This window comes from Microbacterium sp. CFH 31415, assembly GCF_022538185.1.
Classification (GTDB): Bacteria; Actinomycetota; Actinomycetes; order Actinomycetales; family Microbacteriaceae; genus Microbacterium.
Genome location: NZ_JAKYXC010000018.1, coordinates 85,347 through 110,454 on the forward strand (window position 1 = coordinate 85,347; position 25,108 = coordinate 110,454).

Annotated in this window: 23 protein-coding genes; 8 read left to right on the forward strand and 15 right to left on the reverse strand. The window is 71.3% G+C overall.

Features of this window, described 5'->3' with window-relative positions; genetic code table 11:
• Positions 1-13 precede the first annotated feature (13 nt).
• The 8 genes from MK786_RS15965 to MK786_RS16000 all read right to left on the reverse strand — a co-directional run bounded on the left by MK786_RS15965 (position 14) and on the right by MK786_RS16000 (position 7,413).
• Positions 14-1,465, reverse strand: a complete 1,452-nt coding sequence (locus MK786_RS15965; RefSeq protein ID WP_241113243.1) for an FAD-dependent oxidoreductase — start codon at positions 1,463-1,465, stop codon at positions 14-16.
• A gap of 32 nt (positions 1,466-1,497) precedes the next feature.
• The gene (locus MK786_RS15970; protein ID WP_241113212.1) at positions 1,498-2,781 is read right to left on the reverse strand and encodes a S8 family serine peptidase; all 1,284 of its coding nucleotides are present in this window, start codon (positions 2,779-2,781) and stop codon (positions 1,498-1,500) included.
• A complete protein-coding gene (locus MK786_RS15975; protein ID WP_241113213.1) occupies positions 2,778-3,296 on the reverse strand; it encodes a DUF501 domain-containing protein in 519 nt (172 codons plus the stop codon). Before MK786_RS15975 ends, MK786_RS15970 begins: the two co-directional genes overlap by 4 nt.
• Positions 3,297-3,382: 86 nt before the next feature.
• The gene (locus tag MK786_RS15980) at positions 3,383-3,919 is read right to left on the reverse strand and encodes a septum formation initiator family protein (RefSeq protein ID WP_241113214.1); all 537 of its coding nucleotides are present in this window, start codon (positions 3,917-3,919) and stop codon (positions 3,383-3,385) included.
• A gap of 22 nt (positions 3,920-3,941) precedes the next feature.
• Entirely contained in the window at positions 3,942-5,222 is a 1,281-nt protein-coding gene (eno, locus tag MK786_RS15985) for a phosphopyruvate hydratase (protein WP_241113215.1), read from the reverse strand.
• A gap of 123 nt (positions 5,223-5,345) precedes the next feature.
• Positions 5,346-6,014, reverse strand: a complete 669-nt coding sequence (locus MK786_RS15990; RefSeq protein ID WP_241113216.1) for an O-methyltransferase — start codon at positions 6,012-6,014, stop codon at positions 5,346-5,348.
• Positions 6,015-6,046: 32 nt separating this feature from the next.
• A complete protein-coding gene (locus MK786_RS15995; RefSeq protein WP_241113217.1) occupies positions 6,047-7,069 on the reverse strand; it encodes a DUF1648 domain-containing protein in 1,023 nt (340 codons plus the stop codon).
• Positions 7,066-7,413, reverse strand: coding sequence for a GntR family transcriptional regulator (locus tag MK786_RS16000; protein ID WP_241113218.1), 348 nt, complete (start codon positions 7,411-7,413; stop codon positions 7,066-7,068). The genes MK786_RS15995 and MK786_RS16000 overlap by 4 nt, the downstream gene beginning before the upstream one ends.
• 109 nt (positions 7,414-7,522) lie before the next feature.
• Between MK786_RS16000 and MK786_RS16005 the strand changes: the two genes are divergently transcribed.
• A complete protein-coding gene (locus tag MK786_RS16005; protein WP_241113219.1) occupies positions 7,523-7,996 on the forward strand; it encodes a PaaI family thioesterase in 474 nt (157 codons plus the stop codon).
• 41 nt (positions 7,997-8,037) lie between these two features.
• Entirely contained in the window at positions 8,038-9,291 is a 1,254-nt protein-coding gene (locus tag MK786_RS16010) for an APC family permease (RefSeq protein WP_241113220.1), read from the forward strand.
• Here MK786_RS16010 and hisS read toward each other — a convergent pair.
• The 3 genes from hisS to MK786_RS16025 form a co-directional block, all read right to left on the reverse strand.
• Positions 9,275-10,552, reverse strand: coding sequence for a histidine--tRNA ligase (gene hisS / locus MK786_RS16015; protein ID WP_241113244.1), 1,278 nt, complete (start codon positions 10,550-10,552; stop codon positions 9,275-9,277). The genes MK786_RS16010 and hisS overlap by 17 nt on opposite strands.
• Before the next feature lie 264 nt (positions 10,553-10,816).
• On the reverse strand, positions 10,817-11,470 hold the full coding sequence (locus MK786_RS16020) for a MazG family protein (RefSeq protein ID WP_241113221.1): 654 nt from the start codon (positions 11,468-11,470) through the stop codon (positions 10,817-10,819).
• A complete protein-coding gene (locus tag MK786_RS16025; RefSeq protein ID WP_241113222.1) occupies positions 11,467-12,660 on the reverse strand; it encodes a Na+/H+ antiporter NhaA in 1,194 nt (397 codons plus the stop codon). Before MK786_RS16025 ends, MK786_RS16020 begins: the two co-directional genes overlap by 4 nt.
• Before the next feature lie 163 nt (positions 12,661-12,823).
• Here MK786_RS16025 and MK786_RS16030 point away from each other — a divergent pair, with 163 nt between their 5' ends.
• A complete protein-coding gene (locus MK786_RS16030; protein WP_241113223.1) occupies positions 12,824-15,496 on the forward strand; it encodes a phosphoenolpyruvate carboxylase in 2,673 nt (890 codons plus the stop codon).
• Between the two features lie 49 nt (positions 15,497-15,545).
• Positions 15,546-15,716, forward strand: a complete 171-nt coding sequence (locus tag MK786_RS16035; protein ID WP_241113224.1) for a hypothetical protein — start codon at positions 15,546-15,548, stop codon at positions 15,714-15,716.
• Positions 15,717-15,770: 54 nt separating this feature from the next.
• Here MK786_RS16035 and MK786_RS16040 read toward each other — a convergent pair whose 3' ends face one another.
• On the reverse strand, positions 15,771-16,370 hold the full coding sequence (locus MK786_RS16040; protein ID WP_241113225.1) for a gamma carbonic anhydrase family protein: 600 nt from the start codon (positions 16,368-16,370) through the stop codon (positions 15,771-15,773).
• Positions 16,371-16,591: 221 nt separating this feature from the next.
• On the opposite strand from MK786_RS16040, the gene gdhA reads away from it, so the two are divergent.
• On the forward strand, positions 16,592-17,950 hold the full coding sequence (gene gdhA, locus MK786_RS16045) for an NADP-specific glutamate dehydrogenase (RefSeq protein WP_241113226.1): 1,359 nt from the start codon (positions 16,592-16,594) through the stop codon (positions 17,948-17,950).
• 80 nt (positions 17,951-18,030) lie between these two features.
• On the opposite strand, the gene mfd is transcribed toward gdhA, so the two are convergent.
• Positions 18,031-21,654 carry a transcription-repair coupling factor gene (mfd, locus tag MK786_RS16050; RefSeq protein ID WP_241113227.1) on the reverse strand — a complete coding sequence of 1,208 codons (3,624 nt, stop codon included), beginning with the start codon at positions 21,652-21,654 and terminating at the stop codon, positions 18,031-18,033.
• Positions 21,655-21,740: 86 nt separating this feature from the next.
• On the opposite strand from mfd, the gene MK786_RS16055 reads away from it, so the two are divergent.
• The gene (locus MK786_RS16055) at positions 21,741-22,454 is read left to right on the forward strand and encodes a hypothetical protein (RefSeq protein WP_241113228.1); all 714 of its coding nucleotides are present in this window, start codon (positions 21,741-21,743) and stop codon (positions 22,452-22,454) included.
• 12 nt (positions 22,455-22,466) lie between these two features.
• Here the strand turns inward: MK786_RS16055 and pth are convergent, their stop codons facing one another.
• Complete coding sequence (gene pth, locus MK786_RS16060; protein ID WP_241113229.1) at positions 22,467-23,051, reverse strand: aminoacyl-tRNA hydrolase; 585 nt, start codon at positions 23,049-23,051, stop codon at positions 22,467-22,469.
• Between the two features lie 74 nt (positions 23,052-23,125).
• Positions 23,126-23,776, reverse strand: coding sequence for a 50S ribosomal protein L25/general stress protein Ctc (locus tag MK786_RS16065; protein ID WP_241113230.1), 651 nt, complete (start codon positions 23,774-23,776; stop codon positions 23,126-23,128).
• Positions 23,777-24,098: 322 nt separating this feature from the next.
• Between MK786_RS16065 and MK786_RS16405 the strand changes: the two genes are divergently transcribed.
• Positions 24,099-24,221 carry a hypothetical protein gene (locus MK786_RS16405; protein WP_263598689.1) on the forward strand — a complete coding sequence of 41 codons (123 nt, stop codon included), beginning with the start codon at positions 24,099-24,101 and terminating at the stop codon, positions 24,219-24,221.
• Positions 24,222-24,522: 301 nt separating this feature from the next.
• The coding region (locus MK786_RS16070) for an NAD(P)-binding domain-containing protein (RefSeq protein WP_241113245.1) at positions 24,523-25,108 on the forward strand (586 nt) is incomplete at its 3' end.

Here is a 25,108-nt window from a genome sequence, read left to right on the forward strand (position 1 = left end):
GCCGGGCGCGGCGTCAGCGGGTGGCGGTCGCCTTCTCGGCGGTCGCCTTCTCGGCGGCCGCCTTGTCGGCCGTCACCTTCGCGGGCTGGTCGGCGCGCTTCCCCTGCTCGCGCGGCTCAGCCGGCGGTGTGACGGCAGGCTGCGGCGGGCGCGGGCGCGCAGCGAACTCCTCGAACACGTAGCGCGGGTTCTGCACCGTCGACAGGTTGACCAGGTCGCGGCGGAGCCAGAGGTTGTTCCACCAGCCCCACAGCACGCGCCACTTGCGCTCCCACGTCGGCATCGCCAGGCCGTGGTAGCCGCGGTGGGCGACCCACGCGATGATGCCCTTGAGGGCGAGGTTGCCCGACTGGAAGACGCCGTTGTAGAGGCCGAGGCCGGCCACGGCGCCGAGGTTCTTGTGGAAGTACTCGCGGGGAACCTCTCCGCGGAGGACCGCGACGATGTTCTTCGCGAGGAGCTTCGCCTGACGCACCGCGTGCTGCGCGTTGGGGACGCAGTAGCCGCCCACGCCGCCACCCGACAGGTCGGGCACGGCGGAGACGTCGCCCGCCGCCCAGGCACCCTCGACGATCTCCTCGTCGGAGCCGACGCGCAGGTCGGCGCGGGTGCGGATGCGGCCGCGCTCCTCGATGGGGAGGTCGCCGCCACGCACGACCGTCGGGTTCGCCATGACGCCCGCGGTCCATATGATGAGGTCGCTCGGGATCGTCTCGCCGGTCGACAGCTCGATGTTGCCGTCCACTGCGCCGGTGACCTGCGTGTCGAGGTGCACGTACGCACCGCGCTTGGCGAGGTCCTTCAGCACCCACTCGCTCGTCTTCAGCGACACCTCGGGCATGATGCGGCCCATCGCCTCGATGAGGTGGAAGTGCGTGTCGTCGAAAGTGAGCTGCGGGTAGCTCTTGACCAGCGACGAGGCGAGCGAGCGCAGCTCGGCGAACACCTCGATGCCGGCGAAGCCGCCGCCGACCACGACGACCGTGAGCAGGCGGTCGCGCTCCGGGCCGGGGGGCAGGACCGAAGCCTTGTCGAAGTTCGACATCAGGCGGTCGCGGATCGCGACGGCCTCTTCGATCGTCTTGAGCCCGATGGCGTTGTCGGCGATGCCCGGGATGGGGAACGTGCGCGAGACGGCGCCGGCGGTCACGACGATCTGGTCGTACTCGAACTCGTACGGGTCGCCCGCGATCGGCGTGATCGTGGCGACCTTGTTCGCGTGGTTGATGCCGGTGACCTTCGCAGCGACCACGGTGGTCTTCTTGAGGTGGCGGCGCAGAGCCACCACCGAGTGGCGGGCCTCGATCGAGCCGGCCGCGACCTCCGGGAGGAACGGCTGGTAGGTCATGTAGGGCAGCGGGTCGACGATCGTCACCTCTGCTTCACCCTTGCGCAGATGCTTCTCGAGCTTCCAGGCCGTGTAGAAGCCTGCGTATCCGCCACCGACGATGAGGATCTTGGGCACGGTGTTGGTCACGTTTGGAGGCTCCTCCTGTGTCAGCGGCTCGGCGCGCGGGACGTTAATCGGATGCGTCGGACAGCTGCGGTGACGCCGAGCGCCACCAGTATAGCCGCCGCCGTGGCCACCGAGAGCGGGAGGGTCCCGTAGAGCAGGGTCTGACCCGACGGCAGAAGGGGGGATGCGGCGCGCTCAGCACTGTCCGGACGCGGCAACGGCGGCACTGTGACGGGCTCGACGGGCTGCTGCGGGACGGGATCGCTCTGCGCGCGGCGGTACAGGCGGATCCACTCGGAGAGGCTGCCCATGGGGTTCGCGTCGACGGCCGGCACCTTCGCCGACACGGCGGCCGCGGCATCCACCAGCCCATAGCCGTACAGCGGATCGTGGTTCGCCGTAGAACCGGCCGGCGGACGGGCGGTCTCGACGATGCGGTTGATCACGTTGTTCGCGTCGAGGTCGGGGTGGGCCGCCCGCACCAGAGCGGCGATTCCCGCCACGATGGGCGCGGCGCCGCTGGTGCCGTTCCACAGCACCAGACGGCCGTCGGCCGAGACACCGACGAGCTCCTCGCTCGGCGCCGAGACGCCGATCGTGATCCCCTGAGTCGAGGCGTCGACGCTGGCCTTGCCGTCGGGATCGACGCCGCCCACCGTCAGCACGCCGGGGATGGTGGCCGGGGCACCCACCCGGGTGGTGCCACTCCCCCGGTTGCCGGCTGCGACCACCACCACGACGTCGTTCTGGAACGCGTAGAGGAAGGCGTCGTCCCAGCTCTCGTCCCAGTCGGGCACGTTCGTGGTGAGCGACATGTTGATGACATCGGCGCCGTGATCCACGGACCAGCGGATGGCCTCGGCGATCTGCTCGGTGAACGACTTCGTCGCCGACGACCCGAACCCGACCGACACCGAGAGCAGCTCCGCCTCGGGGGCCACGCCGATCATGCCGGTGTCCTCGCCCGTGCCGCGCCCGGCCGCGAGTGACGCCACCCACGAGCCGTGGTTGGAGTCGACCGCGCCCACCGGCGTGCGTCCGTCGGACGTTCCGACCCCCGAGACATCGGTCCCGTCGACGACCGCGCCCTCGAACTCGACCGGCCCCTTGCCGATGCCGGTGTCGATGATGGCGATCGTGACGCCCCGGCCGCGGGTCTTCTCCCACGCCTGGTCGATGCCGTAGTCCTCGAGCCAGTACTCCGCGGCGCGCACCGGATCCTCCTCCGGCACCTCGGGCGTGACGACGGCGGCCGCGGGCGCGGCAGTGACGAGCGTCAGCGCCGCGGCGGCCGCGGTCACCGCCGCGACGAGGCGACGCCTCATCCGGCCGCCCCGGGCTGGGCGCAGACGCAGCGGTCGGGCGACCACGACGAGAGGGCGAGGGCGCGGTCGCCGATGGGGTTGACACCGGGTCCGGCTGCGAGGGCGTGCCCGGCGAGGGCGTGCAGGCACTTGACGCGGGTCGGCATGCCGCCGGCCGAGATGCCCGCGATCTCCTCGACCTCGCCGTAGGCGGCGCGATCGCGCAGGTAGGCCTCGTGCGCGCGCGCGTAGCCTGCGGCGAGCTCCTCGTCCTCGACGAGCGCATCGTTCAGCTCGCGCATCGTGTGCTCGGCTTCGAGCACCGACATCGCGACGGTGGCCGCGGGGTGGGTCAGGTAGTAGAACGTGGGGAACGGCGTGCCGTCGGGCAGCCGTGGCGACGTGGCGACGACGGTCGGGTTGCCGCACACGCACCGCGCAGCGATGCCGACGACGCCACGGGCCGGCCGGCCGAGCTGCTCACGCAGGACGGCGAGGTCGGCATCGGTGGCAGGGGGGTACGGCGAGGTCGTCACGTCGACAGGCTAGCGGGGGCTCCTGGCAAGGCGCTGATCGGGATGCCTGTCGATGAGGCTGGCCGGGCGGAGAGTTGCGATCGGCGTCAGGGCGCGCCGGTCGGCGTCGGGGCCGGCTGCTCGTCGGGCACGCCCACGGTGGGCGCCTTCACCGCCTGGGCGAGTCCGGCCGACGTCACCGAGCGCACGAGCTGCGACATCCAGTCGGTGCGCGTCTGCTCCACCTGGTCGCTCACCGGATCCTCTTCCTGCGGCACGAGCTCGGCGGGGAGGTCGTTGTCGACGAGGTAGACGACCTCGCCGGGACGCACGTAGTAGAGCCGCTCTCGCGCTTGCGTCGTGATGTACGCCGGATCGGCCCAGCGGTCGCGCTGCGCCTCGAGGTCGGCGACCTCCTGACGGCTCACCTCGACGGCCGCTTCGAGCGCCGCGATCTGCTGTCGCTGGTCGACGTAGGTGCCGATCGTCGGCACGAGCACGAAGGCCGCCAGGACGACGAGGCCGAGCATGATGACCATGAAGCCGGACAGGCGGATGCCGCCCAGCCACTGCCGCACGTCGACCGGGCCGCGATCGGGGCGGCGCCGCGAGGGATGGGAAGGGGGAGCCGTCGTCTTCGCCACGGCTCCCCCTCTCGTCAGCGTGTCAGCCCTGGAAGCGCGGGAAGGCTGCGCGGCCGATGAACGTCGCCGCGTCGCCCAGCTCCTCCTCGATGCGCAGAAGCTGATTGTATTTCGCGACGCGCTCGCTGCGGGCGGGCGCGCCGCTCTTGATCTGACCCGCACCCGTCGCCACCACGAGGTCGGCGATCGTGGTGTCTTCGGTCTCACCCGAGCGGTGCGAGAGCATCGCCGTGTAGCCGGCGCGGTGCGCCATGTCGACGGCGTCGAGCGTCTCGGAGAGCGTGCCGATCTGGTTGACCTTGACGAGCAGCGAGTTCGCGACGCCGCGCGCGATTCCGTCGGCGAGGCGCGCCGGGTTGGTGACGAACAGGTCGTCGCCCACGAGCTGGGTCTTGGTTCCGAGCGCCTCTGTGAGGGCCTTCCAGTTGTCCCAGTCGTCCTCGGCGAGCGCATCCTCGATCGTGACGATCGGGTAGTCGTTCACCAGACCGACGTAGTACTCGGTGAGCTCGGCGGCCGTCCAGTCCTTGTTGTCGAGGCGGTACACGCCGTCGTTGAAGAACTCGGTGGCGGCGACGTCCAGGCCGAGCGCGATGTCGGAGCCCGGCGTGAAGCCGGCCTTCTCGATCGCCTTGACCAGGAAGTCCAGGCCCTCCCGATTGCTGGGCAGGTCGGGGGCGAAGCCTCCCTCGTCGCCGAGGCCCGTCGCGAAGCCGGCGGCCTTCAGCTCGCCCTTCAGCACGTGGTAGACCTCGGTGCCCCAGCGCAGCGACTCGGAGAAGGTCTCGGCGCCGATGGGCGCGAGGAAGAACTCCTGCATGTCGATGCCGTTGTCGGCGTGCTCGCCGCCGTTGATGACGTTGAACAGCGGGACGGGCAGGATGTGCGCGTTCGGTCCGCCGAGGTAGCGGAACAGGGGCAGGTCGGCCGAATCGGCCGCGGCCTTGGCGACGGCGAGCGAGACGCCGAGGATGGCGTTCGCGCCGACGCGCGACTTGTTGTCGGTGCCGTCGACCTCGATGAGGATCTCGTCGATGATGCGCTGCTCGCTCGCATCGACGCCCTCGATCGCGGGGCCGAGCTCGTCGATGACGGCGGCGACGGCCTTCAGCACGCCCTTGCCGCCATAGCGGCTCTTGTCGCCGTCACGCAGCTCGTATGCCTCGAAGGCACCGGTGGACGCGCCGGAGGGGACGGCTGCACGCTGGACGATTCCGTCGTCGAGGAGCACCTCCACTTCGACGGTCGGGTTACCGCGCGAGTCGAGGATCTCGCGCGCGCCTACAGCCTCGATAAGTGCCACAGGGGGACTCCTTGCTTGTGGAGGGTGGTTCTTCGGAGCGTCGTCGGTCCGCGTCCGAGTCTAGTGACCGGGATGCCGCGCCACAGGCGCCGGCGTCATGGGGCGCCGTTCTACCCCGGGTGGCTACACCACGACGGCGAGCGCCACCCCGTCGTATCCCTTGAGGTCGAGGGTCTGCAACGCCGTGGCGTCGAAGCGGGGGTCGCGGCCGAGCATCTCGAGGCCGCGCTGCACGCCGATGATCTGCGGGTTCTCGGTGGCGGGATTGGCCACCTCTCCCCCGCGCACGGTGTTGTCGACCACGACGACCGTGCCAGGCCGTCCGAGCCGCGCCGCCCAGTCGAGGTAGATCGTGTTGGACTCCTTGTCGGCGTCGATGAACACCAGATCGAAGGGCTCAGCACCCTCGAGGGTCGGCAGCACGTCAGCTGCCCGTCCGAGCCTCACCTCGACCTTCTCCGCCACGCCGGCGCGCTCGAGATTCGCACGCGCGACCTCCGCGATGCGGGGCTCGGCCTCGATCGTGACGACCTTGCCGTCCGACGGGATGCCCCGCGCCATCCAGATCGTCGAGTACGCGCCGAGCGTGCCGATCTCGAGCACGCGTCGGGCCCCGCTGATGCGGGCGATCAGATGGAGGAACTTGCCGTTGACCGGCGCCACCTCGATGGGAGGAAGACCGGCCGCCCGCTGGTCGGCGACCGCGTGCTCGAGGCCGGGATCGTGCCCGACCAGGGTCTCGGTCAGATAGGCGTCGACGCGGCGCCACAGCTCGGGGGTCGGGTCGCTCATGCCCCCAGCCAACAAGCGGTCGGGGGCATGCGTCAAGGGCGCGCGGTCTGCGCGCGGGTGATGAGCGCGGCCAGCAGTCCCGCCCCGGTGTGTGCGTCGTCGACCGTCACCACAAGCGGACGCCCGTGTCGCCGCTCGACCTGAATGGCTTCGCCGGCGTGGAGGACGATGCCGAATCGACCGTCGAGCCCCAGCCGGAAGCCCCAGCCGCCGAACTCCGCGGCCGGGTCGACGCGCACGACCGAGACGGACCGGATCTCCGCCAGCGGAACGGAGAATCGGGGCACACCGGCGAGGGAGCGCACACGCAGACCCGACTCGGTCACGCTCACCCGGAGGACGAAGGTCGTCGCGGCCAGCACGGCGAACAGGAGTGCGAGCGCCGCGAACAGCCACCACAGCTCTCCCCCGGAGACGCCGAACACGGCGGCGAGGACGGCCATCAGCAGGGTGACCCCCGCGATCGCGGTCATCGCCGGACGCGACATCGTCGTGGTGCGCAGCCACGCGGCCCGCTCCCCCTCGGCAAGGGCGACGGCTGAGGCGGGGGCGTCGACCGAGCCGCCGCTCACGGTGACCGCAGGCTGGGCGAACCATGCCGTCGCGCCGGCGACCGCACCGGAGATCAGCCCGACGATCAGCGGCAGACCGATGCTCGGAGAGTCGTTCGCATCGGTGAGGCCGCGCTGCATCGCGAACGACACCGTCACCAGCACGAGCAGGAAGGCGATGGTGCCGCAGGACAGCGCGCCGAGGAACCGCAGCGTCGGCCCCCATTCGCCCGACCTGCGCGTGCCGAGCGCGATCACGCCGAACAGCGCGGCGAGCCCGAAGCCGACCGCGGCCGTCAGCAGCGGCACCGACCACGCGGGCGCGAACCCATCGGGCTCGCCTCCGCGGCCCCAGTGGGTCGCAACCGTCGCCGGCACCTGGGGCAGCCAGGTCAGCAGGAGGGTCACCGCCACGGTCGTCAGAAGGACGGGAATCCACACCGCGACGACGGCGTAGGTGCGGCGAGCCCGGCGGACATCGCCCGAGGCGGCGGGAGGGGTCATCGGTGTTCCTTCATGAGAGAGGCGAGGGTGTCGGGCGACAGCCCGAGGGCGCGGGCGCGGCGCGCGAGGGCGGCGATGTCGTCGTACAGCTGGGCGAGCGGGGTCGCGGCATCCGTCACCACAGCCCCTCTCCCGCGACGCATGTCGACCAGGCCCTCGTCGCGCAGATCCTGGTAGGCACGCAGCACGGTGTGCAGGTTGACCCCGAGCGCGTCGGCCACATCGCGCGCGGACGGCAACCGGTCGCCGGGACGGACCCGTCCAGTGGCGGCGTCGGCCCGCACCGAGGCGGCCACCTGCGCGAAGATGGGCTCGTCGCTGCTGGGATCGATTCGGATGAGCACGCGACTATTCTATAACAAGTAGAACAGTGGATGGGACTCAGCGGCGAGGTTTGTCGCCGGGCGACAACGGATGCCGCATCCCTGCGGTGGCTTTGGCACCATGGCCGGCATGCGCATCACTCCTCGTCGCCTTGCCCTCGGCATGAGCCTGTGGGCCCCGAACCTCTGGAGCGGCATCCGCGTGAAGAGGTTCGCCGACGACTGGACGAGCGCCACCGTCGAACTCCACGTGAACCTCATCACCCGCAACTACGTGAAGACGGCGTTCGGCGGCTCGATGTCGGCGATGACGGACCCGTACTTCTTCATGCTCGTCATGCACCAGCTCGGACGCGACTACGTCGTGTGGGACACGCGCGGCGAGATCGAGTTCGTCAAGCCCGGTCGCGGCGTGCTCACCGCCCGGTTCGAGGTGCCGTGCGCGAAGGCCGACGAACTGCGCGAACGAGCCCGCGGAGGTGCGAAGGTGCTCGAATGGTTCGAGACGGAGATCACGGATGCCTCGGGCGAGGTCGTCGCGCGCGTCCGGCGCGAGGTCTATGTGCGCGAGAAGAAGCGCGTCACCGCACAGGCCGCGCGCTGACGCGGGCCACGCATTCACGGGCGTGCGCTAGGGTGCCCGGCGTGACCAGCCCGTCCCTGCAGCGCCGCCTCGGTCTCGGCGACGCCGTGTTCATCGGCCTCGGGTCGATGATCGGCGCCGGGGTCTTCGCCGCCTTCGCACCTGCGGCCGCGGCCGCCGGGAGCGGCCTTCTCGTCGGACTCGCGATCGCCGCCGTCGTCGCCTTCGGCAACGCGACGTCGTCGGCGCAGCTGGCCGCCGTGCACCCGACCTCGGGCGGCACGTACGCCTACGCGCGCGCGGAGCTCGGGCCGTGGTGGGGGTTCATCGCCGGGTGGGGATTCGTCATCGGCAAGACCGCCAGCTGCGCCGCCATGGCGCTGACGTTCGCGGCGTACGCCGCACCACCCGGATGGGAGCGGCCGATCGCGATCGCCGCGGTCGTGGCCCTCGCGACGGTGAACTGGTTCGGCGTCACGCGCACGGCGCAGGCGACGCGCGCGATCGTCATCGTGGTGCTGCTCGTGCTGGCCGTGGCGGTCGCCGCGGGCGGCGCGGCGCCCGACAGCGTGGACTGGCTCAGCCCCCAGGCACTGTGGGCGGACGGCGCCTACGGGATCCTGCAGTCCGCCGGGCTGCTGTTCTTCGCCTTCGCCGGCTACGCCCGCGTCGCCACGATGGGCGAGGAGGTGCGCGATCCTGCCAGGACCATCCCTCGCGCGATCGTGCTCGCCTTCGTGGGCGCGCTGGTCGTCTACGCGCTCGTCGCGGTGACCGTGCTCTCGACGCTCGGCCCCGACGCCACGGCCGCGTCGAGCGAGCCGGTCGCTGCGGCCGCAGCCGCGTCGGGCTGGGCATGGGCGGCGCCGGTCGTCCGGGTGGGGGCGGCCGCGGCATCCCTCGGCGCTCTCCTCGCCCTCATCGCGGGCATCGGACGCACCGCGTTCGCCATGGCGCGCGAGGGCGACCTCCCCCGGTTCTTCGCTGCCGCCCACCCGCGCTGGCATGTGCCCCACCGAGCCGAAGCGACGATCGCCGGCATCGTGATCGTCGCCGTCGCGCTCGTCGACCTCCGCGGTGCGATCGGGTTCTCGTCGTTCGGCGTGCTGCTGTACTACCTGGTCGCCAACCTCGCGGCGTTCCGCCAGGGCGCGAGTGCACGCCGGTACCCTCGCGCGCTGCAGGTCGTCGGGGCCGCCGGATGCGTCATCCTCGGTCTCACGCTGCCATGGCAGAGCGTGGTCGGCGGCGCCGTCGTCGTGATCGCGGGAGTCCTCTACCGGATGCTGCGACTCAGGGTCAGCCGAGCGGCTTGAGCTCGAGCGATCCCGGCGCGGCCGCGGCCGACACCGTCGCGAACGCCGTGTAGCCGTCGGCCGTCGCGCGCTCGAGAAGCGCCTTGAGGTTCTTCGTGCGGTGCTCCAGACGCACCCGCGAGCCCGCCCCGACGAGCGCGGCCTTGTGCGCGAGGAGTTCCGCCTCGGGCACGTCGCGGTCGTGCACGAGCACGACGGCGGGACGGGTGTCGCCGGCGGCCGCGTCGACCAGGTCGACGATCCGCTCGAACCCGATCGAGAAGCCGACCGCCGGCACGTCCTGGCCGAGGAAGCGGCCGATCATGCCGTCGTAGCGCCCGCCGCCGCCGAGCGAGTAGTCGGCCGACGGGTGCGCGAGCTCGAAGATCGTGCCCGTGTAGTACCCCATCCCGCGCACGAGGAACGGGTCGAACACCAGCGGGATGTCGGCCACCGCCCCATCGGTCGTGGCCGCGCCCCGCGCTGCCGCGACCGCGTCTCCGATGCCCACCAGGTGCGCGACGACGTGGTCCGGCGCGTCGGCGGGCAGGAGCTTGCGGACCTGACGCTCGCCGAACGGGCTGTGCTCGAGCGTCACTGGGCGGCTGAGGAATGCCTCGAACGCGTCGACGGCGGATGCCGTGGCCCCGCGCTGGCGCAGCTCGGCGGCCACGCCGGCCGGGCCGATCTTGTCGAGCTTGTCGATCGTGATGAGCACCCCGGGACGCTCGTCGGGAACGAAGCCGAAGCTGTCGAGCATCCAGTCGAGCACTCGGCGGTCGTTGATGCGCACGCTGCCGCCCTCGAGGCCCAGGGCGTCGAGGGTGTCGAGGGTGGCGACGATGAGCTCCGCCTCGGCGCGGGCCGAGGCATCCCCCATGATGTCGATGTCGCACTGCATGAACTGCCGGTAGCGGCCCTTCTGCGGGCGCTCGGCACGCCACACCGGCGCGATCTGGATCGAGCGGAACACCGTGGGCAGCTCGCCGCGGTGACTCGCGTAGAAGCGCGCGAGAGGCACCGTGAGGTCGTAGCGCAGGCCCAGGTCGGTGAGCTGCGACAGGTCGTCGGCGGCCGCGCGCACGGCGTCGGCGTCGAGGCCGCGCTTGAGCACGTTGTAGGCGAGCTTCTCGTTGTCGCCGCCGATGCCGGCGTGGAGGCGGGCGTACTCCTCCATGACGGGGGTCTCGATCTCGTCGAACCCGTGCACCCGGTAGCGGTCACGGATGACGGCGAGCACGCGCTCGCGGCGGGCCTTGTCGGCGGGGAGGAAGTCGCGCATACCGCGCGGCGGGTTCACGGATGCCACGGCTCTATCTTTCCAGGTCCCGCGGCGTGCCCGTCGTCCGCCTCTCTCTCCCTCTCTCTCTGTCCCCCCCCGGCCCCGCGTCCGCCGCCCGCATTCGGCGAGACTGCATCCGTGCACCGAGAGCGCACGCCGAGGCTGCAGTCTCGGCGCACGAATGCAGTCTCGCGAACAACGGCGGGGCGCGGGGCGCGGGGCGCGGGGCGCGGGGGCGCGGGGCGGGCGCGCCGGGGCCCGGCCTCAGTCGGTCTCGGCGGCGCGGATGGCGGACGACAGCGCGCGCAGACGCTCGCGCAGGGCCCGCTCGGCGTCCCAGCCGTTCGAGCGCGCCGTCGCCACGAGGGCGAGCAGTGCGTCGCCGAGCGCGGCCTCGGACGACGGAACCTGCCCGCCGGCGGGCGGGGCCGGCGCGCCGTCGACCTGGGCCGCCTTGCCCAGGAGCTTCTGCGCGAGCGCCAGGCTCGGCATCCGCTCACTGACCCCGTCGAGCACGCTGGTGCGCGCGCTCTTCTCGGCGGCCTTCGCGGCGTTCCAGTGCACGAGCACTTCTTCGGGCGTGTTCGCGACGGCGTCGCCGAAGACGTGCGGATGCCGCCGCACCATCTTCTCGGTCAGCCCGCGCGCGACGTCGTCGATGTCGAACGGGTCGGCGGGATCGCGCGAGGCGATCTCGGCGTGGAAGAGCACCTGCCACAGCAGGTCGCCCAGCTCCTCGCGGAGCTCGGCACGGTCGTCCTCCTCGACGGCGTCGATCAGCTCGGCGCTCTCCTCGACCAGGTACGGCACCAGCGCACGGTGGTCGATCTGCTGCGTCCAGACGCACCGGTCGCGAACCGCGCGCATCGTGTCTGCCGCCTCCCGCAGCGGATCGGTCAGGGGCGTCGCGTCGGTCATGCGATCTGTCCTTCGTGTCTGGAGGGCGGCGGCAGCTCGTCGTCGGCGGTCGGCGCCGCGCGGCGATGGTGACGCGCGCGCTGAGCCACCAGGATCGCCGCGAGCACGATCGAGATCATCGAGCCGCCGAGCACACCGAGTGTGGCCTCGTCTCGCACGAGCGGGTCGTCCGCGAACGCGAGCTCCGACAGCAGCAGCGACACCGTGAAGCCGATGCCGCCCAGGGAGCCGGCGGCGATGAGATCGAGCAGCGACAGGTGCGGCGCGGCGCCGCGATTGCCGACCCGAAGCGAGATCCAGCCGGCCACGGAGATGCCGATGATCTTGCCCACCGGCAGCGCGACGAGCACACCCCAGAACGCCGGCGACAGCTGCGACGGGCTCACCGACGGAATCACGACGAAGGCGGCAGAGAACGCGAACAGCGGCAGGACGACGCCGTTCACCCACGGCTCCAGCGCGTGGCGCACGTGCAGGGCGGGCCGCTGCGCCATCGCAAGGCCGAGCGCGACGCCCGCGATCGTCGCGTGCACGCCGGACAGATACACGAGGACCCAGGTCGTGACGGACAGGAGCACCAGGACGATGGCGATCGGCAGCCGGTTGCGCCTGTCGAGCTGGCGACTGAGGACGCCGACGATCGCCACGGCCACCGCAGCGAGCGCGAGCAGCCCCACATTCACGTCGTCGGTGAACAGCACCGCGATGAAGATGATGCCGACGATGTCGTCGAGGATCGCGAGGGCCAGGAGGAAGATCCGGATGCCGGACGGCAGACCCTTTCCGAAGACGGCGAGCACGCCCAGGGCGAAGGCGATGTCGGTCGCGGTCGGGATCGGCCAGCCGTCGACCGCTTCCGATCCGCCCGCGAACAGCAGGAACACCGCAATCGGCACCACCACACCGCCCGCTGCGGCGATCGCGGGCTGCATCGCCTTGCGCGCCGAGTTCAATTCGCCGTTGGTGAGCTCGAACTGCAGTTCGACGGCGACGATGAAGAAGAAGATCGCGAGCAGGCCGTCCTGCACCCAGTGGCCCACCGACATCTCGAAGACGCCCGGAATGCCGACGTAGGCGCCTTTCACCTCCGCGATCGCGGGGCCGAGGGGAGAATTCGCCAGCACGAGGGCGAGAATCGCCGAGGCCAGGAGCACGATGGCCGGAAAACGGGCGGAGCGGAGCAGGGACACGCGGGTCCTTTCATCGGAGTGGTCGGTCGGCGCGGCGGCGCATCGCCGACCAGACTTCCCGGCACACCGTCGGCCAGTCTATCGGCGGCCCGCCACGCCGCCGCGGACGTCACACAACGCCCACACGGACGGCGGTCCGGTCCGACGCCAGTAGCGTGGACGGATGCGCGAACTCACCCAGACCGAAGCGATCGACCTCGTCGGACGCTTCGAGGCCGAGCAGGAGATCCCGGAGCAGATGCGCGCGGATGTGCGCATGCTCGGATCGCTCCTCGGGCAGGTGCTGCGCGAGAGCGGGTCGCCCGGCCTCTACGACGACGTGGAGCGACTGCGCATCGCGACGATCCAGGCGTACACGGACGAGACGCCCGAGGCGTTCGCACGGGCCGCCGCCATCGCCGACTCCTTCACGGTCGAGCGGGCCGACGAAGTCGCCCGTGCCTTCACGGCCTACTTCCACCTCGTGAATCTCGCCGAGGAGCACCAGCGCGTCCGCGTCCTTCGCGAGCGCGACGGTCGCCCCGACCGTGAGCGCGCGACCGACTCCGTCGCCGCCGCCTTCATGCGACTGGCCGCCGAGGTGGGCGACGACACCGCCCTCGCGCGACTGCAAGCGCTGAGATTCCACCCCGTGTTCACGGCGCACCCGACCGAGGCCCGCCGCCGCGCGGTGTCGACGAGCATCCGGCGACTGGCCGCGCTCCTCGAGGAGCACGACGCCTCGCTCCGCAACGGCGCCGACCAGCGACGCGCCGAGCGGCGCATGCTCGAAGAGATCGACACCCTGTGGCGCACGGCGCCGCTGCGGCCCGAGAAGCCGTCACCGACCGACGAGGTGCGGGCTGTCATGGCGGTGTTCGACGACACGCTGTTCACCGCCATCCCGCACGTGTACCGGCGCGTCGACGACGCGCTCCAGGGCCCGGCGGCCGGCGGCCGGGCTCCTGTGGTCCGCCCGTTCGTGCGGGTGGGCTCATGGGTCGGCGGCGACCGCGACGGAAACCCGTTCGTGACGGCATCCGTCACCCGCACCGCGGCGAAGATCGCCAGCGAGCACGTGCTGCTGGGGTTGGAGCGCGCGGCGAGCCGGATCGGCCGCACGCTCACCCTCGACGCGACCACCACCCCACCCAGCGCCGCGCTCGTCGCGCTCTGGCAGCGGCTGGCGGCGGCCGACGACGAGGCCGCGGCTGAGATCGCGAAGCGCTCCCCGAACGAGCCGCACCGCCGCATCATGCTGCTGCTCGCGCGCAAGCTGACGGCCACGCGCGAGCGCGACGCCGACCTCGCCTACCGCGACCCCGAGCAGTTCCTCGCCGATCTGCGCATCGTGCAGGACTCCCTCGTGCGGGCCGGGGCGGCCCGGCAGGCGTACGGCCACCTGCAGCAGCTCCTCTGGCAGGTCGAGACGTACGGCTTCCACCTGACCGAGCTCGAGGTGCGGCAGCACTCCGCGGTGCACGCCAAGGTTCTGGCCGAGCTCGACGCCGCCGGGCCCCGCTCCGAGCAGACCGAGGAGGTGCTCGACGTCTTCCGGTCGATCGCCTTCCTGCAAGAGCGCTACGGCCCCCGCGCGGCCGGGCGTTACGTCGTGTCGTTCACGCAGTCCGCGGACGACCTCGCCGCGGTCCATCGTCTCGCGCGATACGCGGCCGGACCCGACGGCGACGTGCCGGTGCTCGACGTGGTCCCGCTGTTCGAGACGTTCGCCGACCTGCAGGCGGCGCCGCGCATCCTCGCCGAGATCGTGCAGCACCCCGCCTTCGCCGAGCGCCTGACGGCGACCGGCCGACGGCTCGAGGTCATGCTCGGTTACTCCGACTCGTCGAAGGACGTCGGGCCGGTCGCCGCGAACCTCGCGCTGTACGAGGCGCAGGCCGCGATCGCCGCCTGGGCGCAGGAGCAGGGCATCGAGCTGACGCTCTTCCATGGGCGCGGCGGCGCGCTCGGCCGCGGCGGCGGTCCGGCGAACTCGGCGATCCTCGCCCAGCCGCCGCACTCCGTCGACGGCAGGTTCAAGCTCACCGAGCAGGGCGAGGTCATCTTCGCCCGCTACGGCGACCCCGCCATCGCGATGCGGCACATCGACCAGGTCGCCGCTGCCATCCTGCTCGCGTCGTCCCCCTCGAACGAGGAGCGCAACCGCGCCGCGGCAGAGCGCTACGCCTCGGTCGCGGCGACGCTGGACGAGGCATCCCGAGCACGGTTCTTCTCGCTCGTGAAGGCGCCCGGCTTCGCGCCGTGGTTCGCCCGGGTGACGCCGATGGAGGAGGTGGGCCTGCTCGCCCTCGGCTCGCGCCCGGCGCGACGCGGCCTGTCGGTCGAGTCGCTCGAGGACCTGCGCGCCATCCCGTGGGTCTTCGCGTGGACGCAGGCGCGCATCAATCTTGCGGGCTGGTTCGGGCTCGGCACCGCGCTGGAGGCCGTCGGCGACGAGCAGCTGCTGCAGCGGGCGTACGACGAGTGGCCGCTGCTGCGCACGCTGATCGACAACGTCGCGATGAGCCTCGCCAAGGCCGACGATCGCATCGCGCGCCACTACCTCGAGCTGGGCGACCGCGACGATCTCGCGGCCCTCGTGCGCGAGGAGATGTCGCTCACCCGCTCGTGGGTCATCCGCGTCACCGGAGGCACGGAGCTGCTCGGCAACAAGCCCGTGCTGCAGCGTGCGGTGAAGATGCGCAGCCCGTACGTCGACGCGCTGTCGCTGCTGCAGCTGCGCGCGCTGCGCGCCCTGCGCGACACTCCCGAAGGCGCGCCGGTCGATCCTGAGCAGCAGCGCCTGCTGCTGCTCTCGGTGAGCGGTGTCGCGGCCGGACTGCAGAACACCGGCTGACACGCGCGTCGCTTCCGCGCATCCGGGCCGCCGGGGCTACCGTGGCCGCATGGCACGGATCGTCGTAGCCGAAGTATGTCCCGACTGCGGGTCGCTGGATGTGCGCGCGAGCGAGCCCCGGTGGTTCCGCATCGAGCTCGAACGACGCCGCGACTTCGATGACGGCTGGGTCGAGCGCCTCGAATTCGAGTGCCGCGACTGCCGCGGGGTCTGGGACTGAAGAGCGATCTGCGAGGGATGCTGCGGCCGCGGCATCCCGAACGTCCCTGCGCGATCAGTCGAGCCGGCGGTCGTCGACGTGCCGGGCGAGGCTGCGCCCGTAGCGCTCGGTGAGCTGCACCATGAGGTCGGGCGTCTCTCGATCGAGGCCGAAGACGTAGCCGGGGAAGTCGAGCTCGCGCTGCGCCGCCCAGATCTCCTCGTGACGGTCCGGCGGGAGGATCTGCACCGGGTCTCCGATCGCGACCCAGCCGATGGGCACCGTCGATTCCGCCGGCAGGGTCGTGCGCAGGTGCACGACCCCGTTGATCCGCACCTCGCTGCGCGCTCCGATGCGCGCGCCGTTGAAAACGCGCGTGCCGGTGGCGAGGAAGACCTCGTCCTCGACGACGGCTCCCGAGACGCTGGCCATCGGCCCCACGAGGACATGGTCGGCGATGTGCACCGGATTCGTCGAGGTGGCGCGGATGAGGGCGTTCTCCATGACGATGACGTTCGTGCCGAGCGTGATCGCACCGCCTTCGGCGGTGATGACGGCGCCGTGCAGCACCTGGCAGTCGGCGCCGATCTCGACGTCTCCGCTGATCACCGCGGTCGCCGCGATCACGGCGTCGGGATGGATGCGGGGCTGTGCCCCGAGGTGCTCGAACCGCATCGTTCCTCCTCGATCGGTGCCAGCGTAGCGGCCCGGAACGTCACACGCCGAGACCCGGCACTCCGGCGGGCGTAGGCTGGAACCGCCCGTCTCCGGCGCGCTCTCCCGCGCCTGCCCCGGCGTCCCGTGTCACCCCGCGGATCGCCCGGATGCCCGCCCACCCGCGGGCACGGCCCCCACGGCGACGCGGCCACCGATCAGTCCCGAAGAAAGCTCCACCCGTGACCGACACTCTCGTCGCCCTGCCGTCCGCCGTCCGCACCGTGTTCGACACCGTGCAGGCCCGCAACCCCCACGAGCTCGAGTTCCAGCAGGCCGTGCACGAGGTGCTCGACTCGATCGTGCCGGTGCTGGAGCGGCATCCCGAGTTCGTCTCCGGCGGCATCGTGGAGCGCCTGGTCGAGCCGGAGCGCCAGATCATGTTCCGCGTCCCGTGGATCGACGACCGGGGCACGCTCCAGGTCAACCGCGGGTTCCGCGTGCAGTTCTCGTCGGTGCTCGGGCCGTACAAGGGCGGTCTGCGGTTCCACCCGACCGTGGACCTGTCGATCATCAAGTTCCTCGGGTTCGAGCAGATCTTCAAGAACGCGCTCACCGGCCAGGGCATCGGCGGCGCCAAGGGCGGCAGCGACTTCGACCCGCATGGCCGATCCGACGGCGAGATCATGCGCTTCTGCCAGTCGTTCATGAATGAGCTCTACCGTCACCTCGGCGAGCACACCGACGTGCCGGCCGGGGACATCGGCGTCGGCGCCCGCGAGATCGGCTACCTCTTCGGCCAGTACCGCAAGATCACCAACCGCCACGAGTCGGGCATGTTCACCGGCAAGGGCGTCCAGTGGGGCGGTGCGGAGGTGCGCACCGAGGCCACCGGCTACGGCGCGGTGTTCTTCGTGCAGAACATGCTGGCGGTGCACGGCCAGCAGCTCGCCGGCCGCCGTGTGGGGGTGTCGGGCTCGGGCAACGTCGCGATCTACGCGATCGACAAGGTCCACCAGCTCGGCGGCATCCCGGTCACCGCGTCGGACTCGTCGGGCTACGTCGTCGACGACGCCGGGATCGACGTCGACCTGCTCCGTCAGGTCAAGGAGATCGAGCGCGGCCGGATCGCCGAGTACGCCGCGCGCCGCGCGACCGCGCGATTCGTCGAGGGCGCTCGGCCATGGGAGGTCCCGATGGACGTCGCCCTGCCCTCGGCGACCCAGAACGAGCTCGACGAGCTCGATGCCTCGGCACTCATCGGCAACGGCGTGCGCGCCGTCGTGGAGGGTGCGAACATGCCGTCTACGCCCGGCGCCGTTGCGGCGTTCCGGGAGTCAGGGGTGCTGTTCGGTCCCGGAAAGGCCGCGAACGCGGGCGGTGTGGCGACGTCGGCGCTCGAGATGAGCCAGAACGCGGCGCGGCAGCGCTGGAGCTTCGCGCACAGCGAGGAGAAGCTGCGCTCGATCATGGCCGACGTGCACGACGCCGCGTTCGCCGCCTCGGAGCGCTATGACCGCCCCGGCGACTACGTCGTGGGCGCGAACGCGGCGGGATTCACGCGCGTGGCACATGCGATGCTCGCCCAGGGCGTCATCTGACGCGCTGCGCTCGCTCGTGGGCGCCGCCGCGCGGCACGGCGACGGCGACCGCCGCGAACCACGGCACGCCGGCTGCCGCGTCAGCCGGATGACTTCGCCGCGGCGGATGCCTCGGCAGCCTGCGGCACCGGCCACAGCTGTTCGAGCAGCTGGCCCACCCACGCGATGAGGTCGGCATCGGCGACGCGCTCCCCTCCGGCGGTCGGCAGGGGCACGACCAGTGCCTCGCCGCCCTGCAGGAGCTTGGCCTTCGGGTGGAGCCGCTGCAGCCGTACGCGCATCGAGTCGGGCAGGTTCGCCGGTGCGATCCGCAGGTTGGGACCCATCGCGACCACGTCGGCGAGACCCGCCCGCGCGGCACGGCGCCGCAGGCGCGCGACGGCGAGGAGTCCTTCGACGTCGGCGGGCGGCTCACCGTAGCGGTCGGTGAGCTCTTCGACGACGAGGTCGATCGCATCGTCTTTGGCGGAGAGGGATGCCGCGGCCGACAGCTTCTGGTACGCCTCGAGGCGCAGCCGCTCGCTGTCGATGTACGACTCGGGGATGCGAGCCTGGACTGGCAGCTCGAGCCGGAGCTCGGCGGGGCCCTCGACGTCATCGCCGCGGAATGCGGAAACCGCCTCGCCGATCATCCGGAGGTACAGGTCGAAACCCACCCCGGCGATGTGGCCGGCCTGCTCCGCGCCCAGCAGGTTGCCGGCACCGCGGATCTCGAGGTCTTTCAGCGCCACCTGCATGCCGCTGCCGAGGTCGTTGTTCACGGCGATCGTCTCGAGGCGGTCGGCAGCCGTCTCGGACAGCGGCTTGAGCTCGTCGTACAGGAAGTACGCGTACGCGCGCTCGCGCGCCCGGCCCACCCGGCCCCGCAACTGGTGGAGCTGGGACAGGCCGTACTTGTCGGCACGGTCGATGATGATCGTGTTCGCGTTGGAGATGTCTAGACCGGTTTCGACGATCGTGGTGCACACGAGCACGTCGAACCGCCGCTCCCAGAAGGCGTCGACCACCTCCTCCAGGGCGTGCTCGCCCATCTGACCGTGCGCCACGGCGATACGCGCCTCCGGCACGAGCTCGGCGAGCTCGGAGGCCACCCGCTGGATCGACTGCACGCGGTTGTGGACGAAGAACACCTGGCCCTCGCGCAGCAGCTCGCGACGGATCGCCGCGGCGATCTGCTTGTCGTTGCGGGCGCCGACATACGACAGGATCGGATGCCGGTCCTCGGGAGGGGTCTGCAGCGTCGACATCTCGCGGATGCCGGTTACCGCCATCTCGAGCGTGCGCGGGATGGGCGTCGCACTCATCGCCAGGATGTCGACGTTGGTCTTGAGCTTCTTCAGCTGGTCTTTGTGCTCGACGCCGAACCGCTGCTCCTCGTCGACGATCAGGAGGCCGAGGTCTTTGAAGAGCACCTTCTCGGTGAGGATGCGGTGCGTTCCGATGACCATGTCGACCGTGCCGTCGGCGAGCCCGTCGACGACCTCACGCGCCTGCTTGTCGGTCTGGAAGCGGGAGAGCGCCTTGACCTTGACCGGGAATCCGGCGAAGCGCTCGGTGAACGTCTCGAAGTGCTGCTTCACGAGAAGCGTGGTCGGCACGAGCATCGCGACCTGCTTACCGTCCTGGATCGCCTTGAACGCTGCACGCACGGCGACCTCGGTCTTGCCGAACCCGACGTCGCCCGACAGCAGGCGGTCCATCGGGATCGGCTTCTCCATGTCGGCCTTGATCTCGTCGATCGTCTGGAGCTGATCGGGCGTCTCGGCGAACGGGAACGCCTCCTCGAGCTCGCGCTGCCACGGGGTGTCGGGCCCGAATGCGTAGCCCTTCGCCGCCATGCGGGCGGAGTAGAGCTTGACGAGCTCGACGGCGATGTCGCGCACAGCCTTGCGCGCGCGCCCCTTCGCCGCGGCCCAGTCGCTGCCGCCCATCTTCGACAGGCTCGGCGCCTCGCCGCCGACGTACCGGGAGAGCAGGTCGAGCTGGTCGGTGGGGACGAACAGCTTGTCGCCCGGGTAGCCGCGCTTGGACGGCGCATATTCGAGCACGAGATACTCGCGCACGCTCTTCACGGGGTTGCGGCCGCCGCTGGACACCTCGCGCTGTGTGAGCTCCACGAACTTGCCGATGCCGTGGGTCACGTGCACGACGTGGTCGCCGGGCTTGAGCTGCAGTGGGTCGACGACATTCTTGCGGCGCGACGCGAGCTTCTTGACGACGCGCTGGTCGCCGCCGATCGTGCGGCCGTAGAACTCGGTCTCGGTGAGCACGGCGAGCTTGGCATCGGGCACCTCGAAGCCGCGCTCGAGCACCGACACCACCAGGTGCGCGACGCCGGGCTCGGGTGCGGCGAGAACCTCGTCCACCTTGCGGGCCGCGATCCCGCGCTCGGCGAGAACATCGCGCGCACGCTCGACGAGACCCGCACCGGAGGCGGCGACCACGACGCGCCAGCCGTCGGCGAGCAGCTCCCCCACGTGCGCGGTCGCGCCGTCGACGTTGCCCTGGAACGAGGGCACCGGCGCAGCGGCGACGCGGATCGCCGCGGCGGCCTCGAGGGCGACGTCGATGTCGAGCAGGCCCTCGGCCGAGGCATCCGCTTCTCCGGAATCGAACGCGCTCAGCGTCCACCACACGTCGTCGCGCGCGTGTGCGGCCTCGCGCAGCGCCGGGAGTGTGAGGAAGTCGCCGGCCCCGAGGTCGATGGGGGTCTGGGCACCGGCTGTCGCGGCGCTCCACGCGGCCTCGAGGAACTCCCGGTTGGTCTCGCCGAGCGTGATGGCGCGCGTGACGGCGCGCTCGGGGTCGACGAGGGCCACGGCCGCGCCCTCGGGCAGGTAGTCGACGACGGTGACCAGCCGGTCGACGACGGCGGGAAGCAGCGACTCCATGCCCTCGACCGGGATGCCCTCCGACATCTTCTCGAGCATGCCGGCGAGCCCCGGAAACTCATCCTTGAGCTGACGCGCGCGGCCGCGAACCGCGTCGGTCAGCAGCAGTTCGCGGCTCGCGATGAGCGACACCTCACGCACCTCGCCGGGCAGCGACCGCTGGTCGGCGACCGAGAACGCGCGGATCTGGTCGACCTCGTCGCCGAAGAACTCGATGCGGTACGGGTGGGCCGCTGTCGGCGGGAAGACGTCGAGGATGCCGCCGCGCACCGCGAACTCGCCGCGACGGGACACCATGTCGACGCGGTGATAGGCCAGCTCGATGAGGCGCAGCGAGACGCCGCCCAGCTCGTGCCCGCGGCCGCCGACGACGAGGTCGATCGGCGGCACGTCGGTGAGGCCGGCCGCGAGCGGCTGGATCGCGCCGCGCACCGAAGCCGTCACTACGAGGGGCGTCTCGCCGTCCCAGCGCGCGATGCGTCCCAGCACGTCGAGCCGGTTGCCGACGATCTCGGGGCTCGGGCTGAGCCGCTCGTGCGGCAGCGTCTCCCAGGCTGGGAAGTGCAGCACGTCGGCACCGGGCAGCAGCGCGCCCAGCGCCGGCCCGATCGACTCGGACCGCCGACCCGTCGGTGTGATGAGCAGGATGACGGGCGGCTTGCCGGCGCCGCGGCGACGCTCGAGGAGGGCGGAGAGCAGCGGTGCGTCGAGACCTTCGACCAGCGAGAAGTCGGCGTCGACGGATGCTGCGGCGACAGCATCCCGAAACGACTCAGCCTGTTCGAGGGCGCGCACGATCCCGGGAACTGTCACCGGACGAGTCTACGCGCGGGCGCCGACACCGGGCGGGCGCAGCAGAGCGGTCGGGGGCCGCGGCCCGCGCCTCATAGGATGAGCGCGTGAGCGACCCCGCCGAGCAGACGACCCCGCCGACACCCGAGCCCACCCCTCCCGTGGCGTCCCCCGCGGCCCCTCCGGCTCCCCCCGTGGCTCCCCCGGCGGCAGCGCCGACCGCGTGGGCCGCGCCGTCCGCTCCTCCGTTCGGTGCGCCATCGGCGGTCGCGCCCGCCCCGGCGCCGGGCGGCACGGCGTCGCCCGCCGGCGGCGCCTACGCCGCTCCGGCCGGCTACGCACTTCCGGCCGGCTACGGCACGCCGGCGCCCGCCCCCGGCGTGCACCCGGGCGCGGCATGGAGCGCGCCCGGCGCGGCATCCGCTCGCCGTTCATCGGGGCGCGGGCTCGGCATCGTCGCGTTCGTCCTCGCGACCGTGGCCACTGTGGGGGCCGCGCTCGGCGCGGGGATCTCCGCGTTCGCCATCGGCCTCGGAGCCGTGCGCGAGATCGCCGAGCGCCCGTTCACCGCCGACTTCGACTGGTCGGTGCTCGCACCCGTGCGCGAGTACGTCCTGCTGGCCGAGGTGTCGTTCTGGGTCGGCACGGCGCTCGGCGTGTGGGCGCTCGTGCAAGGCATCATCGCGCTGGTGAAGGATCGCGGCCGGGGCTGGGCGATCGCGGCGATCGTCATGGCGGCGCTGGGTCCGATCGTGTTCTTCGCGGTGCTGCAGGGATTGCTCACGGCCGGGCTCGGAGCCGGCACGGGTATCGGCGGCTGACCGCGCGCCGCGTCAGGAGCGCGGCGAGTGGTGCTTCTGCTGGGCGGCGAGCAGTCCCTCTTCGACGAGCTGCTCGACGGCGTCGGCGGCGTCACCGAGCAGGATCGGCAGGTTCTTGCGCTCCGCGGCGCCGAACGGATCGAGCACCCAGTCGGCGGGATCCTGTCGGCCGGGAGGGCGGCCGATGCCGACGCGCACCCGCGCGAAGTCGCCTGAGTCGAGCGCCTTCGCGACGTCGCGGACGCCGTTGTGCCCACCGTGTCCGCCGCCGGTCTTGAGCTTGATGGTGTCGAACGGGATGTCGAGCTCGTCGTGCACGATGACCACCTGCCCGGGTTCGACGCCGTAGAACTTCGCGAGCCCCGCGACCGGGCCGCCGGAGACGTTCATGAAGGTGTTCGGCTTGGCGAGGATGAGCTTCACTCCCCCGGGGCGCAGCCAGGTCTCGGCGACGCGCGCGTTCGCCTTGTGGGCCTTGAACGACTCACCGCGCCGGGCGGCCAGCTCGTCGAGGACGAGCTGTCCGACGTTGTGACGGGTCAGCTCGTACCGCGGTCCGGGATTGCCCAGTCCCACGATCAGCCACGCCTGTGCCATGTCTCCCCTTCCGACGGCGAAGCCCGCCCCCTCGATTATCGGGGACGGGCTTCGACGGATGCTGCGGTGAGTCCTTACTCGGACGCGGCCGCGCCCTCGGCGGCCTGCTCGGCCTCCTCCGACTGCTCGGCGGCGACCTCGGCGTCGGCCTCGGCGATCTCGTCCTCGGCGGCGAGGGTCGCGGCCGGGACCGAGACGGCGACGACGAGCGTCTCGGGGTCGGCGATCAGCGTCGCGCCCTTCGGGAGCTTCAGGTCGGCGGCGGTGATGTGCGTGCCGTCCTCGAGGCCCTCGACGTCGACCTCGATGTTCTGCGGGATGTGGGTCGCCTCGACCTCGAGCGCGATGGTCGTCGCGTCGAGGTTGGCGATCGTGCCGGCGAAGGGCTCGCCCAGAACGACGACGGGAACGTCGACCTGGACCTTCTCGCCCTTCTTCACGACGAGGAGGTCGATGTGCTCGATGATCTGGTGCACCGGGTCCTTCTGGACGTCCTTGACCAGTGTGAGCTGCTCCTTGCCGTTGACGTCGAGCTCGAGCACGACGTTGGCACGGCGGATAAGCAGCGCCATCTGGTGACCGGGCAGCGCGACGTGCAGCGGGTCGGTGCCGTGGCCGTAGATGACGGCGGGGATCTTGCCGGCGGCGCGCAGGCGGCGGGCGAAGCCCTTTCCGAAGTTCTCGCGGACTTCGGCGTGGACCTTGGTGTCGGTCTCGGTCGACATGGTTTCTCCTCGCGGGCGTGAGCCCGTTCTGATCGCGGGTCCGCTCAGGTGGCGGGCCCAGGTATTTGGGGGTTTCTCGACTCGAACGCACACGCGTGAGGAAAGCCATGGGCCTGCTCCACCGCGTCGATCACGGATGCCGCATCCCGCCGGTCAGGCGGGTGCGAGGCATCCCTCGCCGAAGTTCAAGGGTCGAGTCTACCAGCCGGGACGATGGCGCCGAAGCCGAGGCTCAGGATGCCCGCGCGCGACCACCCCGCGAGAGGCCTGCGACTCCCGCTACGATGAGGACCGCACCCTGTTCCGCCCACGGAGGACCCCGATGGACTACGGCTTTCTTTCTCACGCGCTGCTCTGGCTGATCGGCGCGATGGCCGCCCTCGGCGCACTCCTCACGGCGGGCGCGCTCTGGTCGATGGGCCGCGCGAACTACCGCAAGGACTGATCTCCGACGCACAACGGACGTCGGGGCGCGGTGAGGATCACGCCCATCCCGTGTAACACGCGTGCGCCAGACTCTAGGCTGGAATCCTCCCCTCCCCGATCCCACAGGAGTGCGTGTGTCTTCGAACGAGCCCGCGGCGCAGACGAACATTTCGACCGATCGCGATGACCAGCCCGGCGCGACGCGTGAGCACGAGGGTGCCCCGCGCCCCGAGGAGGTGTCCCGTCCGGCGCCGGAGCCGACGGGTCCCGACGCGGCTGCTGCGCCTGCCGCGAATATCGGTGTGGTGGGGTTGGCGGTGATGGGGTCGAACCTGGCCCGCAATCTCGCCAGTCGTGAGGGCAACACGGTGGCGGTCTATAACCGCAGCCACGAGAAGACCGACACGCTGCTCGCGGAGCATCCGGAGGCGGGGTTCGTGCCCGCGTTCTCGTATGATGAGTTCGCCGCGTCGCTGGTGAAGCCGCGGACGGCGATCATCATGGTGAAGGCCGGTGGCGGCACGGATGCGGTGATCGATGCGCTGGTGGATGTGTTCGAGCCGGGCGACATCATCGTCGACGGCGGGAACGCGCTGTTCACCGACACGATCCGCCGGGAGAAGGCGGTGCGTGAGACGGGCATCAACTTCGTCGGCGCCGGGATCTCCGGTGGTGAGGAGGGTGCGCTGCTGGGCCCGTCGATCATGCCCGGCGGGTCGGACGAGTCGTGGGTCACGCTCGGTCCGATCCTGCGCTCGATCGCGGCGGTCGCCGAGGGCGAGCCGTGCGTGACGCACATCGGCCACGACGGTGCCGGTCACTTCGTGAAGATGGTGCACAACGGCATCGAGTACGCCGACATGCAGCTCATCGCCGAGGCGTATGACCTGATCCGCCGCGGCACCG